The organism is Paraferrimonas sedimenticola (assembly GCF_002282855.1).
In the GTDB taxonomy this organism is placed as follows: Bacteria; Pseudomonadota; Gammaproteobacteria; order Enterobacterales; family Shewanellaceae; genus Paraferrimonas; species Paraferrimonas sedimenticola.
This window is the reverse complement of record NZ_NRIR01000007.1, coordinates 89,551-102,421: the sequence shown is the minus strand read 5'-3', so window position 1 is coordinate 102,421 and position 12,871 is coordinate 89,551. Positions and strand designations below refer to the sequence as shown.

At 52.2% G+C, this 12,871-nt stretch carries 12 protein-coding genes and 1 riboswitch; of the genes, 4 read left to right on the top strand and 8 right to left on the bottom strand.

Features of this window, described 5'->3' with window-relative positions; genetic code table 11:
* Positions 1 to 19 precede the first annotated feature (19 nt).
* Positions 20 to 1,672 (top strand): alpha-amylase family glycosyl hydrolase, encoded by a 1,653-nt coding sequence (locus CLC93_RS13020; RefSeq protein WP_095506416.1) that lies wholly within the window; start codon positions 20 to 22, stop codon positions 1,670 to 1,672.
* Positions 1,673 to 1,710: 38 nt separating this feature from the next.
* On the opposite strand, the gene CLC93_RS13015 is transcribed toward CLC93_RS13020, so the two are convergent.
* Positions 1,711 to 2,724 carry a LacI family DNA-binding transcriptional regulator gene (locus CLC93_RS13015; protein ID WP_095506415.1) on the bottom strand — a complete coding sequence of 338 codons (1,014 nt, stop codon included), beginning with the start codon at positions 2,722 to 2,724 and terminating at the stop codon, positions 1,711 to 1,713.
* Positions 2,725 to 2,855: 131 nt separating this feature from the next.
* Between CLC93_RS13015 and glk the strand changes: the two genes are divergently transcribed.
* Positions 2,856 to 3,830: a glucokinase gene (gene glk / locus CLC93_RS13010; RefSeq protein WP_095506414.1), complete on the top strand. Its 975-nt coding sequence runs from the start codon at positions 2,856 to 2,858 to the stop codon at positions 3,828 to 3,830.
* Between the two features lie 168 nt (positions 3,831 to 3,998).
* A riboswitch (cyclic di-GMP riboswitch) is annotated at positions 3,999 to 4,078 on the top strand.
* Positions 4,079 to 4,097: 19 nt separating this feature from the next.
* Positions 4,098 to 5,195, top strand: coding sequence for a hypothetical protein (locus tag CLC93_RS13005; protein ID WP_095506413.1), 1,098 nt, complete (start codon positions 4,098 to 4,100; stop codon positions 5,193 to 5,195).
* A 72-nt stretch (positions 5,196 to 5,267) separates the two neighbouring features.
* Here the strand turns inward: CLC93_RS13005 and CLC93_RS17925 are convergent, their stop codons facing one another.
* The 6 genes from CLC93_RS17925 to yjgA all read right to left on the bottom strand — a co-directional run bounded on the left by CLC93_RS17925 (position 5,268) and on the right by yjgA (position 9,746).
* The gene (locus tag CLC93_RS17925; protein WP_425439854.1) at positions 5,268 to 5,783 is read right to left on the bottom strand and encodes a prepilin-type N-terminal cleavage/methylation domain-containing protein; all 516 of its coding nucleotides are present in this window, start codon (positions 5,781 to 5,783) and stop codon (positions 5,268 to 5,270) included.
* A gap of 155 nt (positions 5,784 to 5,938) precedes the next feature.
* Positions 5,939 to 7,285, bottom strand: a complete 1,347-nt coding sequence (gene accC / locus CLC93_RS12995; protein ID WP_095506411.1) for an acetyl-CoA carboxylase biotin carboxylase subunit — start codon at positions 7,283 to 7,285, stop codon at positions 5,939 to 5,941.
* A gap of 14 nt (positions 7,286 to 7,299) precedes the next feature.
* Positions 7,300 to 7,755, bottom strand: coding sequence for an acetyl-CoA carboxylase biotin carboxyl carrier protein (gene accB, locus CLC93_RS12990; protein WP_095506410.1), 456 nt, complete (start codon positions 7,753 to 7,755; stop codon positions 7,300 to 7,302).
* Positions 7,756 to 7,774: 19 nt separating this feature from the next.
* Positions 7,775 to 8,224 carry a type II 3-dehydroquinate dehydratase gene (gene aroQ, locus CLC93_RS12985; protein ID WP_095506409.1) on the bottom strand — a complete coding sequence of 150 codons (450 nt, stop codon included), beginning with the start codon at positions 8,222 to 8,224 and terminating at the stop codon, positions 7,775 to 7,777.
* Between the two features lie 167 nt (positions 8,225 to 8,391).
* A complete protein-coding gene (cysE, locus tag CLC93_RS12980) occupies positions 8,392 to 9,177 on the bottom strand; it encodes a serine O-acetyltransferase (RefSeq protein ID WP_095506408.1) in 786 nt (261 codons plus the stop codon).
* A 17-nt stretch (positions 9,178 to 9,194) separates the two neighbouring features.
* Positions 9,195 to 9,746 carry a ribosome biogenesis factor YjgA gene (gene yjgA, locus CLC93_RS12975; RefSeq protein WP_095506407.1) on the bottom strand — a complete coding sequence of 184 codons (552 nt, stop codon included), beginning with the start codon at positions 9,744 to 9,746 and terminating at the stop codon, positions 9,195 to 9,197.
* Between the two features lie 134 nt (positions 9,747 to 9,880).
* Between yjgA and pmbA the strand changes: the two genes are divergently transcribed.
* A complete protein-coding gene (pmbA, locus tag CLC93_RS12970) occupies positions 9,881 to 11,215 on the top strand; it encodes a metalloprotease PmbA (RefSeq protein WP_095506563.1) in 1,335 nt (444 codons plus the stop codon).
* A 266-nt stretch (positions 11,216 to 11,481) separates the two neighbouring features.
* Here the strand turns inward: pmbA and mgtE are convergent, their stop codons facing one another.
* Positions 11,482 to 12,843, bottom strand: coding sequence for a magnesium transporter (gene mgtE, locus CLC93_RS12960; protein WP_095506405.1), 1,362 nt, complete (start codon positions 12,841 to 12,843; stop codon positions 11,482 to 11,484).
* Between the last annotated feature and the right edge of the window lie 28 nt (positions 12,844 to 12,871).

The window sequence follows — 12,871 nt, the reverse complement described above, 5'->3', positions numbered from 1 at the left end:
TCATGGAGAGAACAGAACAATGAAAGCTCGTCACCTGTTAGCCATAGCCATAACGTCAGCCCTAAGCGGCTGCGGCGGTGCAAGTTCAGACGCGGCGGTCGAACGTCCGCTACTGAGTGGCACCGAGCACCCGTTTGCCTCGGAGGCGGTCTACTTTGTGATCACCGACCGCTTTGTCGATGGCGACCCGAGCAACAACTTTGAGCAAGACTCGGGTTGGAATCGCGAGCTAGTTTGGCCAAACGGTGAAGTGGGCAATGTGGGCTATCAAGGGGGTGATTTCAAAGGCCTGTTAGACCACGCCGATTACATTCGCGAAATGGGCTTTAGCGCGGTGTGGATGACGCCTATTGTTAAAAACCCAGCAGAGGCCTTTAGCGGTGGTAAAGAAATCAAAGCCGAAGGCTTTGCGATGGATCGCGGCAAGGCGGGTTATCACGGATACTGGGGAGTTAATTTCTTTGAAGTGGACAAGCACCTGCCATCTGAAGGTTTGGGCTTTCCCGAGTTAACCCAGAGCCTAAAAGACAAGGGCTTGAAGACAGTGTTGGATGTGGTGATTAACCACGGCTCACCAGCCTACACCATGCCAGAAATCCAAGCGGATTACGGCAAGCTGTACGATAAAGATGGTCGCTTGGTGGCGGATCACATGAATCTAAAACCAGCGGACTTAACCCCAGATTCTGAGCCGCTGCACGCCTTCTTTAACACCACCCCAGACCTAGCGGAATTGGCGGACATGAACGTCGATAATCCAGCAGTGATGGATTACTTTGTCAGCGCTTACTTACAGTGGTTGTCCCAAGGTGCGGATGCTTTTCGCATCGACACGGTGAAGCACGTACCGGCGAGTGCCTGGGATACTTTCTCCAAGCGAATTCGCGCTCAGTACCCTGACTTGTTCATGTTTGGCGAAGTGTATTCCTTTGACGCGCAAGAGATTGGCCAATACACCCAAGCGGGTAAAGGCGAGATGAGCGTGTTGGATTTTCCAATGAAGCAAGCGTTGGCGGATATGTTTGAAAAAGGCCAGGGCTTTGAACAGCTAGCTGATACCTTGTACTTGGACGGCGGCCCTTACGCCAACCCCTACGAGCTGACCATATTCTACGACAACCACGATATGCCGCGCATTGATACCGACGACAACGGCTTTATCAATGCCCACAACTGGCTGTTTACCGCTCGCGGTATTCCTGTGGTGTACTACGGCTCTGAAATTGGCTTTGAGCGCGGTAAGGCGGAGCACAAAGGCAATCGCAACTACTTTGGTGTTGAGAACATCGAGAAGGCGCGCAGTCATCCGATTCGCGCACGACTGAGCGAAATTGCCAAAGTGCGTCAGGCCAATGTGGCACTGCAACGCGGCCTGCAGTTGAACCTAGAGTTGCAAGGCAATCGCGCGGCCTTTTATCGGGTTTACCAGAATCAGGAAGTGGCTCAAACCGCTTTGGTCTTGCTCAACAAGGGCAATGACACAGAGGCGTTTAATGTCAGCCAGTATTTGGCCGTCGGCGAGTGGGTCGAGGCCATCAGTGGTGAGACTCGTACCATTGCCAAAGGCGAGCAGCTAAGCACGCAACTGGCGGGTAATTCAGTGCAAGTTTGGATTAACAACGGCGCGGTGGAACAGGCTGAACTGCTTAAAGCGCTTGGGACAGTAGACTGATCGACGTGCTCTGAGCAGGTAGGATTAAGAGCAGCGGACTAGCCGCTGCTACCACGCTCGACAATTGCGGTGGCGATGGTGGTGGACTCCACCTCTTCGCCGCGAATTTGTGCGATAAGGCTTTTAACCAGCACTTCACCGGCTAATTTGGTGTTTTGACGCACAGTGGTTAACGGCGGACTGGTGTAGCTGGCAACGGGAATATCGTCAAAGCCCACGACTGCGATGTCTTGCGGCACTTTTAGGCCCTTCTCGGCGATGGCTTTTAGCGCGCCAACCGCGATTAAGTCGCTGGCGGCAAACAAAGCGGTAAAGCTATCGCCCTGATTTAACAGTTGCTTGGTGGCCTCATAGCCGGCTTCTTCAGTGGTGATGGCATTGTGTTGTAGCGCTGGCTCAACCGGTAAATCGTGGGCCATTAAAGCGCTGACATAACCTTGGTAACGAGCGAAGAATTCCGGGTAGTGATTTGACGCATCACCCACAAACGCGATGCGCTGATGACCTTTGTCGATCAAATGCTTAGTGGCCTGTGCACCGCCTTGGCGATTGTCGCAGCTAACGCTTAGTCCAGCTTGGGATTGTGGTCCCCAACGCACAAAGCGAGTGCCTTGGCTTTGTAGGGCTTCGAGCTTGGGTTTGTACTCGATGTCGTCGCCATAGCCTAATAAAATTATGCCGTCGGCTTTGTGACTGTCCTCGTAGTCGGCGTGAAAATCATTGGACAGTTGCTGGAAGGACACCAATAGGTCATAGCCCTCGTGGGCGCATGCCTGAGTGATGGACGCCAGCATAGAGAAAAAGAACGGATTGATGTTTGAGTCGTCGGACGTCGGGTCTTCAAACAGCAATAGCGCTAGAGTTTGACTCTGTTGAGAGCGCAAACTTGAAGCGTTCTTATCCACTGTGTAGTTGAGCTCGCGAGCGATGCGCTTGACCTTGTCGATGGTCTCTTGTTTGACCAAGGGGGAATTGCGCAACGCACGAGACACGGTGGACTGAGATACACCGGCTAGGTGGGCGATATCAAAACTTGTCGCTTTGCCTTTCATGAATGATGTATTGTTCTTTTTCTAATAGGACGCCAAAGCAATATAACAGAAGCCTAATCCTTGGCAAAACCCCGACACAGGAGTTGAAGGGCTTGCAACTAGGCTAAATTACAATAATGAGATAGAGCCCCATGTCTAACACCAGTCAAAGCATCATTGTTGCCGATATCGGTGGAACCAACGCGCGTTTTGCCTTAGCTCGAAAGACCGAGTCCGGCATCGATATTGATGAAGTGCGTTTTTATCCTTCAGCGGATTACCCCAGCCTTGAAGCGGTTGTGCGTCATTACAAAGACAGCCTGCCTAGTGATGAAGTGATCTCAGGCGCTTGTTTAGCGGTTGCGGGTCCTAGCACCAATCACTCGGTCAGTGTGACTAACCTAGCTTGGCACGCCAACATTGAAGAGCTGCGCAAGCAGCTTGAGTTGCCGGCGCTGAAAGTGATTAATGACTTTGTGGCGTATGCCTACTCGATTCCACTGCTACCAGATTCGCAACTGCAAACCGTTAAGCCAGGTGAAGCCATGACTTGCTCGCCACGTGTGGTGTTGGGCCCTGGCACTGGTTTTGGTGTGGCGTCGTTGGTGCCTATGGGTAACCGTTGGCACGCGGTACCGTGCGAAGGTGGACACATCAGTTTGGCCGCTACCAATGCTCGCCAGGCCGCACTGGTAGAGATTCTTGCTCGTCGCTATGCTCACGTGAGTGTCGAGACCATTCTGTGTGGTCGTGGCTTAGTAAACCTGTACCAGGCGATGGCAACTCTGTTGGATGCGCCTACGCCACTGTCGACTCCGGCGGAGATCACTCAAGCCGCTGACAGCGGTAAAAACCCACTGGCTCGCGAAACCTTGGATGAGTTTTGTCGTTGGTTGGGCAGCGTGACCGCTGACATGGTGTTGGTGCAGGGCGCTCGTGGTGGTGCCTATCTTGGTGGTGGTATATTGCCGCGCATTGCTGAATTCTTGCAGCACTCAGACTTCACTCGAGCCTTTGGTCAAAAAGGCATGATGACCGAGTATCTCGAGCCGGTGCCCGTGTCACTAGCACTGAAAAGCGATACCGCTTTGATGGGTGCTGCTGCATGGTATTTTGACCAGATTTAACGCCAATCTGAGTTTACAAAGCGAGCCACGGGCTCGCTTTCTTATTGGCTAATTTAGGGGTGTTAAGTAGCTGTAATGGAAATGTGACTAGCTTCCCAATCTAGAGATTTTACACATGCATTTGGCACTCGAAAACGACTATGATGCGGCCGTCGAAACAGGAATTTACCTTCTATTTGCCAAACCAGTAGTGATGCTGGGACGGAAAGCCACGGGTCTCAGGGAAATGAGATAGCCGGGTTGCGTTGCTTTGAAAAGGATCTAGCAATGCGCACTTCATTGACCTTACTCGCAGGCGCCTGCCTGTCTGCACTTTCACTATCAGCTGCAGCCAACAACCTAAACAACAATGACAAACACAGCCAGTTTGGTTGGTTTAACACAGATGCTGCCAGCAAAATCTACATGGGTGGCAGTCGTTCATCGGCGCGTAACTACGTATCGCCAGAGTACGATGCGATTGTTGAAGGCCACAGTTTACAAGACGCTAAAATCGAGCCGCTGTTAGCAGCCGTTTTGGGTGGTAAGGGCTGGAACAATGTTCACGGCCTACCAGGTGTTGAATTGGGTTTTATCACTCCAAACAGTGTGATGCTGCGCATCTCTGATTGGACTGGTATCAATGATTCACTGCTTATCACTGGCGCCTCAGTTGAAGGCTATATTCAAAGTCTGGCCGGCGGAAACGTTGACATCAAGAACAGCAAGTCTCAGTTTGCTGAGTTCTATAGCACTGGCAAAGGCTCAATTTGGATGGGCGGTGGCAAATCTGACGCCAAGCGCATCGTGTCTGACGAATTTGGTGAGATCACCGGCGGCTCGCGTATCGATTGCAACAAGCGCGGTAAAAAAGAAGTAGAAGGCCTGTTTGCTGCGCTGACCTCTGGTAACGGTTGGAAGCCAGAGCAACACGGCTTAGAAGGTGTAGAACTGGTTGGTTTGACGCCTGATAGTTTCACCATCAGCTTTGGTGCCAACGGTCCAACCACCGATCGCATCATGTTCACCGGTACTTGTGCCAGCGATGCCATCGCGGCTGCTGACTTTGGTCGTGCGGACTTTAAAGACTCTAACTCGCGCTTTGTGAAGTTTGATACAGACGCACAAGCCAATGTGTATCTCGCTGGTGGCAGCGGCCCATTCCGCGACTTAGTCGGTGGCAGCATGGACGTTGAAGAAGCCGTCGACTTGTTCAAGCTATTGGTTCAGCACAAAGACGGTGGTTTGGCCGATACTCGTTTGCTTGGTGTGACCGACACTAGCTTCTCGTTTGCGGTTAAGCAAAACAGCTATATAACCAAGACTTTCTTGGTAGAAGGCGACGCGATTCGCAAAGCGATTGACGCACACAAAGCCGCTTTGTAACAGCAAAGCGATGATGTAAGAACAAAGCCGGACCTAGGGTCCGGCTTTTTGATACCTAGCCTTTTTGACTTATTAATTCTGAGCACACTCGCCTTGAAGTATAGCTCTGGGCTGCGATTGATACTTGTTAGTAACGTAACGAATGTAGCATTCATTAGGGTCGACGTTGTTCATACGAATCCAGCCGAACTCCGTGTTTTCATCTTTACAGGTGAATTTTCCGTCGTTGCTGTCAATTTTTCCATTCTTGTTCGAAGCGCTTGCAGTAAGACCTAGCACGTGGCACAACTCGCGCGCGTGCATGAAGCCCTTGTAGAGCCAGAGTTCGGTGGAATCGTTATAAGCCAGCTTTTCCCAAGCCGGTTTGGCGGCATCTGGCGTGTGAATCTTGTTGGGAAGATGGCGAATGGTTTCAATGTTTAATAGCGCCTGATTCAGTTGTCCGGCCAAGTCGGTAAACACAGCGATTTGGGCATCTTTTTTTAAGTCTATGTACTTGCTGGTGGCGGTGATGGCCAATACGCCTAACACTATCACCACCACTACCACTTCGATCAGCGTAAAGCCCTGCGCCTGTTTGCTTGTCAACGAGTGCATCCTTGTAGAAAAAAACGGTTAATTGCACCATTGTACTAAAACTAAGCGGCTAAAAAACAGGTGCTAGTTCTTGTTTTGGCCACGTACACAAAAAAGCCCGGCGCGAAAGGCGTCGGGCTGTAGGCTCGTTTTCTAGCAGATTAGGCTTAGCCTTCGGCTTCTAGCTTCTTCTCTAGATAATGGATGTTAGAACCGCCGTTCTGGAAGTTCTCGTCGTCCATAATGCGCTGCTGCAACTCAGTGTTGGTCTTGATACCAGCCACAACCAGCTCGCTAAGCGCGTTTTGCATACGAGCGATAGCGATACCGCGATTCTCACCATAGGTAATTAGCTTACCAATCATTGAATCGTAGTAAGGCGGTACTCGGTAGCCAGCGTAGATGTGCGAATCCCAGCGAATACCCATGCCACCTGGTGGGTGGAAACGAGTGATCTCACCTGGACTTGGAATAAAGGTATTCGGGTCTTCGGCGTTGATTCGACACTCGATGGCGTGACCACGGATAATCACATCGTCTTGGGTCAGTGATAGTGGCTGACCAGCGGCAACGCGCAGTTGCTCTTTGATCAAATCCACACCAGTAACCATTTCGGTCACAGGGTGCTCTACTTGAATACGGGTGTTCATCTCGATGAAGTAGAACTCGCCGTTTTCGTATAAGAATTCAAAGGTACCGGCACCGCGGTAACCAATTTCAACACAAGCACGGGCACAACGCTCACCGATGAACTTACGCATCTCTTCGGTAATACCAGGTGCTGGGGCTTCCTCAACCACTTTCTGGTGGCGACGCTGCATAGAACAGTCGCGCTCGCCCAAGTGGATGGCGTTGCCTTGGCCGTCGGCCATTACCTGGATCTCGATGTGACGTGGGTTCTCTAGGAACTTCTCCATGTACACAGCGTCGTTGTTAAACGCTGCACCAGCTTCGGCTTTGGTCAGAGCGATAGACTCGATCAGCTCTTCTTCGCTGCGAACTACGCGCATACCACGACCACCGCCGCCACCTGAGGCTTTGATGATCACAGGGTAACCGATGCGACGAGCCATGCGCTTGTTGCGATCGTTGTCCTCGTCCAGCTCACCGTCTGAACCTGGCACGGTAGGTACACCGGCACGCTTCATGGCGTCAATGGCCGATACCTTGTCACCCATCAGGCGAATCACGTCAGCCGAAGGGCCGATGAAGATAAAGCCAGATTTCTCTACCTGCTCGGCAAAGTCGGCGTTTTCCGCCAAGAAGCCGTAGCCAGGGTGAATGGCGATTGCATCAGTCACTTCAGCGGCTGCGATAATCGCAGGGACGTTGAGGTAGCTCTCTGTGGCAGGGGCGTTACCGATACACACGGTTTCGTCTGCAAGCAATACGTGTTTTAGGTCTTTATCAGCCTTTGAGTGTACAGCAACGGTTTTGATGCCCAACTCTTTACAGGCCCGCAAAATACGAAGCGCGATTTCGCCTCGGTTTGCGATGACTACTTTATCCAACATAGTTCAACGCCTTCTTATTCGATGATGAACAGAGGTTCGTCAAACTCAACTGGCTCACCGTTGTCTACTAGGATGGCTTTAACCACACCGGCCTTGTCGGCTTCGATTTGGTTCATCATTTTCATCGCTTCGATGATGCACAGAGTGTCACCAACGTTCACTTGCTGGCCTACTTCAACAAAAGGTGCGGAGCCTGGGCTAGATGCAGTGTAGAAAGTACCAACCATTGGTGATTTCAGGGTGTGACCAGAAGCAACGGCTGGGGCTTCTGCAGCGGCAGGGGCCGGAGCAGCAGGGGCAGCAGCTGGAGCAGGTGCGGCAGCAACAGGCGCTTGAAGCACTTGTGGAGCGGCGGCAACTTGGCCTTGGCGACAAATGCGTACCGCCTCTTCACCCTCGGTGATCTCTAGCTCGGCAATGCCGGATTCCTGAACCAATTCAATTAGTTTTTTAATTTTACGAATGTCCATAGCAACTCTCTCAGTCTTGTTATTTTTTCAAAGCGCGCAGGTAATTGGCTGCGGCTTCTAAGGCAAATTGGTAACCCTGCGCACCCAGTCCACAAATCACACCCACCGCTTTGTCGGAAAAGTATGAGTGAGCGCGGAAAGGCTCGCGGGCGTGCACGTTAGATAGGTGCACTTCGATATAAGGTATTTTCACACCACTAAGGGCGTCGCGTAGAGCAACGCTGGTGTGGGTAAAAGCCGCCGGATTAATCACAATGAAATCCGCTTGGCTTTGATGAATGGCATCAATCAGCTCGTGCTCAGCATTGGATTGGATGTGCTCAAGGGCGAGATCCAATGATTGTGCTTGTTGCGAGAGTCCATCGACGATTTGCGCTAGGGTTTGTTGTCCATAGTGCTCCGGCTCGCGCTGACCTAACAGGTTGAGATTGGGACCATTTATGAGTAACACTTGGCGCTTATTCGACATTTTGAAGCCATCCTCGGAAACTTTAGGGCTAACTTGATGCTAACGTGCAGCATTGTGTTAGTCCATAGTAAGTTGCGCGCTAGCATGTGAACTAACGCGCAGTTTCGCACCATTATAGAGTTTTCGCCGACAATCGCAGCAAAATACTGGTCTAATGACCGAGGATATTAGTCTTTGAGTACGTTTTGGTCCATGTCCAGTGCGGGCATGGCGGTTGATGGGCTGCCCACAACCTTAGCTGGAATGCCTACTACAGTGGTGTGTGGGGCCACTGGCGACAGTACCACTGAGCCGGCACCAATCTTAGCACCAGCGCCCACTTCGATATTACCTAGTACTTTGGCACCAGCGCCTATCATCACCCCTTGGCGAATTTTAGGGTGGCGGTCGCCCACTTCGTTACCGGTTCCCCCGAGGGTCACGGACTGCAAGATGGAGACATTGTCTTCGATAACGCAAGTCTCGCCGACGACAATGCCAGAGGCATGGTCAAACATGACCCCTTTGCCGATTTGGGCGGCGGGATGAATGTCGACGCCGTAAGTGGCTGATACTCGGCTCTGTAGGTAAAGCGCTAAGGCTTTGCGATTGTTGCTCCACAAACAATGGCTAACGCGGTGCGCTTGCAACGCTTTGTAGCCTTTAAGGTAGAGCAATACGGTGGAGCAGTCTTCGATAGCAGGGTCGCGCTCTTTGACCGCACAAATATCGTGAGCGGCGTATTCAACCAGCTGAGGGTGGCGGAGGTAGGCGCCCAAAATCACTTCGCGCAGGCTGATTGCCGGCATGGTCTCGTCGCCTAGCTGGTTGGCCAGTAGATAGCTCAACGCCGCGCCTAAGTCGTTGTGACCGATAATGCTTGAGTGAAAGTAGCTGGCCAAAAAAGGCTCGCGTTGTGCTTGGCACAGGGCTTCTTGTTTAATGTCTTGCCAAATGGCTTCAATGGGCTGCATGCAGCGGCTCCTATCCCTTATTCCGAATCCAGTAGTTGCTCGCGCAAGTACTTAAAAATCTCGCGACTGGCTTTAGGCGGCTTGTTGGCGGCGGCTTCTTTGCTCGCCTGACGTGCCCAATTACGCAAACGCTGACGATCGAGATCAGGATGCTCGGCCATCAAGGCTTCGATCGCAGAGTTGCCGTCTTTGACGATGGCGTCGCGCTGCTGCTCAAGCGCGTGGAACCTGGCATTGGCCAGATTGTGCTCGTTTTCTAACTCAAACATCGCCTGCTCAATTGGCTCAACGTCTATGTTGCGCATTAGCTTGCCAATGTATTGCATATGACGGCGTTTGGCTTCGTGTTTTTTTTCAAGTCGGTGAGCTAGCTCGATGGCGTCCATGAGTTCATCAGGCACTGGCACTTTGGCCAATTTGGCGGCGGGTAAGTTGACCAGCTTAAGGCCGAGCTTTTGCAGTGCTTCGGATGCCCGCTTAAGTTCGGATTTACTGACAAAATCCACGTCTTGATCTTGTGAATTGTCGAAGCTCTGGGACTGAGCTCGATTTTTGGTCTTTGAATTCATGATTGGAAATTCGATTGGTTAGAGCTGATAACCTTCTATATTAACAGCTTCTTGGCGGAATTTACGCAAAAGCCTGCAAAAGTCGTGGGTAACATCTGTTATGCTAGCCTCAAGCTAATCAAGGGAGAGTGGCGGTGAGCCAACAAGAATTAACCCAACAATTGGAGCGACTAAAAGTCGCAGTGGCCGATGCGGTTGAGCAGGCCAAGAAACTGGGCGCAGACCAAGCCGAGGTGGCCATTTCTCGTCAACAAGGCTTGTCGGTTGGTACTCGCAATCGCGAAGTGGAAACCGTTGAATTCAACCAAGACGGCGCGCTGGGTATCAGCTTGTACTTAAACGGTTGTAAAGGTACTTCTTCGACATCCGACCTATCCCCAGAAGCGATTAAGCAAGCGGTAGGGGCGGCCTTTAGCATTGCCAAGTACACCCAAGCGGACAAAGCCAATGGCCTGGCCGATGCTGAATTAATGGCCACCGACGTACCTGATTTGGACTTGTGTCATCCCCGCAACTTTACTCCTGCTGAATTAGAAGCTTTGGCGTTGCGCGCGGAAACCGCCGCCTTTGATGCTGGCATTAGCCAGTCCGACGGAGCCAATGCTTCGGCTCACACCGGCATTAAGGTGTATGGCAATAGCCACGGTTTTCTGCACGGCAAGCTCACCAGTCGCTACGGCTTGAGTATGGTGGCCATCGCCGAGCAAGACGGGCGTATGCAGCGCGATTACGACTACACCTCGGCGCGCAACTTCGACGAACTTTGGACCCCAGAGCGAGTTGGCAGCAAGGCAGCGGAGAAAGTGAACTCGCGTTTGGGCGCGCGCAAACTGGACACTCAAACCTTACCTGTAGTGTTTGACCGCGAGATTGCCACAGGTCTGATTGGCCACTTCATTCACGGCATTAGCGGTGGTGCCTTGTACCGCAAGTCCAGCTTCTTGCTCGACAAAGTAGGTAAGCAGCTGTTCCCAAGCTGGTTCCAGGCCCATGAAAACCCACTGATCAAGGGTGGCCTCGGCAGCGCGGCCTACGATTCCGAAGGTGTTGCCACTAAGGCGGCGGATATCGTTAAAGACGGCGTGTTGCAACAGTACCTGCTGACCAGCTATTCAGCACGAAAAATGGGGATGCAAACCACGGGTCACGCCGGTGGTATCTACAACTGGCACATCGCCGATACCGGTGTCGATTTTGACGGTATTCTCAAACAAATGGACCGCGGCATTCTTGTCACTGAAGTGATGGGCCAAGGGGTCAACACGGTTAACGGTGACTACTCACGCGGTGCCGCCGGTTTCTACGTTGAAAACGGTCAGATTCAATACCCAGTGGAAGAGTTCACCATCGCCGGTAACTTAAAGGACATGTACGCCAACCTAGTCGCTATCGATAACCAGCGCGAAACCCGCTCGTCCATCGGTACCGGCGCCATCTTGCTAGAGAGCATGAAGATCGCCGGAAATTAGTCACGCAAACTCCCCCAAAAGTAAGCTCTGTGGATAAAACAGAGCAAAACCACCCTAGGGGACAGTCCCCTGTGAGTAAGTGTGTGAATAGATTAAGCGCCAATTTTGGCGCTTTTTTTGTGAATATTAGGCAGCTGTGGATAAAAGCGGCGGAATTTGGGGTAGGGGACTGTCCCCTGTTAGTAAGCTGTGGGCTATTTGCGCTAGTGGTGGTTAGTGGTAAAAAGCCAAGGTTGGTGCTAATTGTTTTTGAGTTTAGTGCTGGGTTAGAGCAGGACTAGGGTGGCTAGGCCGAGGAAGGCGAAAAGGCCCACTACGTCTGTGATAGTGGTCAGTGCCATACCGCCGGCGAGCGCTGGGTCGATGTTGAGCTTTTTCAAAAGCAATGGGATAGCGGCGCCGGCCAGGCCTGCGATGGTGAGGTTGACCAGCATGGCGCCGCTTATCAGCAAGGCCAATGCTGAGTCGTCTTTCCATATCCACACCACAGCGTAGATGAGCAATGCCCAAATCAGGCCGTTTAGAAAGCCGATGGCGAGCTCTTTGCCCACCAGCCAGCGGGCATTAGAATCGCTGATGTGGCCCAGTGCCAGACCGCGAATCACCAGCGCCAGGGTCTGGTTACCGGCCACACCGCCCATCGACGGCACAATGGTCATCAAAATAGCGATGGTGGCAAACTGCTCCAAAGTGCCTTCGAACATGTTGCTCACCGAGGCCGCCAACAGGGCTGCGAACAAGTTAACGGTAAGCCAAAGGGTACGGCGCAAGGTGGACTTAAACACGGGACCAAAGGTGTCCACGTCGTCTTCCATACCCGCCATACTCAACATGGAGTGTTCGGCATCCTCACGAATTACATCTACCACGTCATCAATGGTAATACGGCCTAGCAACTTGCCCTTGTCGTCCACCACCGGCGCCGATATCCAGTCGTGGCGCTCAAACAGTTGCGACACCTTGGTGTCTTCCATGTCTACCCCAATCGCTTCTAACTCGCGATTCATCAGCTTCTTAATGGTGATATTGGGGTCGCAGGTGAGCAGGGTGGTAATTGCCAAACCGCCAAGTAAAACGTCTTGCTTGTCGACCACGTACAAAGTATCGGTGGCCTCGGGCAGTTCGCCGCGCAAGCGCAAGTAACGCAGAATCACATCCACAGAAACGTCCGGGCGAATGGTCACGGTATCCGTGTTCATCAGACTGCCGGCGGTGTCATCTGGGTAGGACAAGGCTTGCTCAACCCGAGCTCGGTCCTGACTGTCCATGGACACCAGCACTTGCTGGTACACAGAGTCGGGCAGACTGCGCAAAATGTAGGCCAAGTCATCCGTGTCCATACCCGCGGTGGCGGCCGCCAAACTCTCGGCGCTCATTTGGCTGATCAGAGCGTCTTTTACATCTTCAGGCAGTTCTTCAAGGATCTCACCTTGCTGGTCATGGTCGACCATTTGCCAAAGGACTAAGCGGGTGCGAATAGGAGAGGATTCGAGCAATAGGGCGACGTCGGCGCAGGCCATTTGATGCAGCATCTGACGCACGTGCACAAACATACCGCTACTTAAAGCACGATTGACCTTGTGCAGTTGTTCGTCGCTGCTTTGTGGTTCAAGTACGTCTAGCGCCATGCCTATCACCCTTGTTTTTGATGGGCTA

Excerpts from the sequence above, each read along its gene's own strand:
- CLC93_RS13020 (WP_095506416.1), top strand. The coding sequence starts at position 20 with ATGAAAGCTCGTCACCTGTTAGCCATAGCCATAACGTCAGCCCTAAGC.
- CLC93_RS13015 (WP_095506415.1), bottom strand. The coding sequence starts at position 2,724 with ATGAAAGGCAAAGCGACAAGTTTTGATATCGCCCACCTAGCCGGTGTA.
- glk (WP_095506414.1), top strand. The coding sequence starts at position 2,856 with ATGTCTAACACCAGTCAAAGCATCATTGTTGCCGATATCGGTGGAACC.
- CLC93_RS13005 (WP_095506413.1), top strand. The coding sequence starts at position 4,098 with ATGCGCACTTCATTGACCTTACTCGCAGGCGCCTGCCTGTCTGCACTT.
- accC (WP_095506411.1), bottom strand. The coding sequence starts at position 7,285 with ATGTTGGATAAAGTAGTCATCGCAAACCGAGGCGAAATCGCGCTTCGT.
- accB (WP_095506410.1), bottom strand. The coding sequence starts at position 7,755 with ATGGACATTCGTAAAATTAAAAAACTAATTGAATTGGTTCAGGAATCC.
- aroQ (WP_095506409.1), bottom strand. The coding sequence starts at position 8,224 with ATGTCGAATAAGCGCCAAGTGTTACTCATAAATGGTCCCAATCTCAAC.
- cysE (WP_095506408.1), bottom strand. The coding sequence starts at position 9,177 with ATGCAGCCCATTGAAGCCATTTGGCAAGACATTAAACAAGAAGCCCTG.
- yjgA (WP_095506407.1), bottom strand. The coding sequence starts at position 9,746 with ATGAATTCAAAGACCAAAAATCGAGCTCAGTCCCAGAGCTTCGACAAT.
- mgtE (WP_095506405.1), bottom strand. The coding sequence starts at position 12,843 with ATGGCGCTAGACGTACTTGAACCACAAAGCAGCGACGAACAACTGCAC.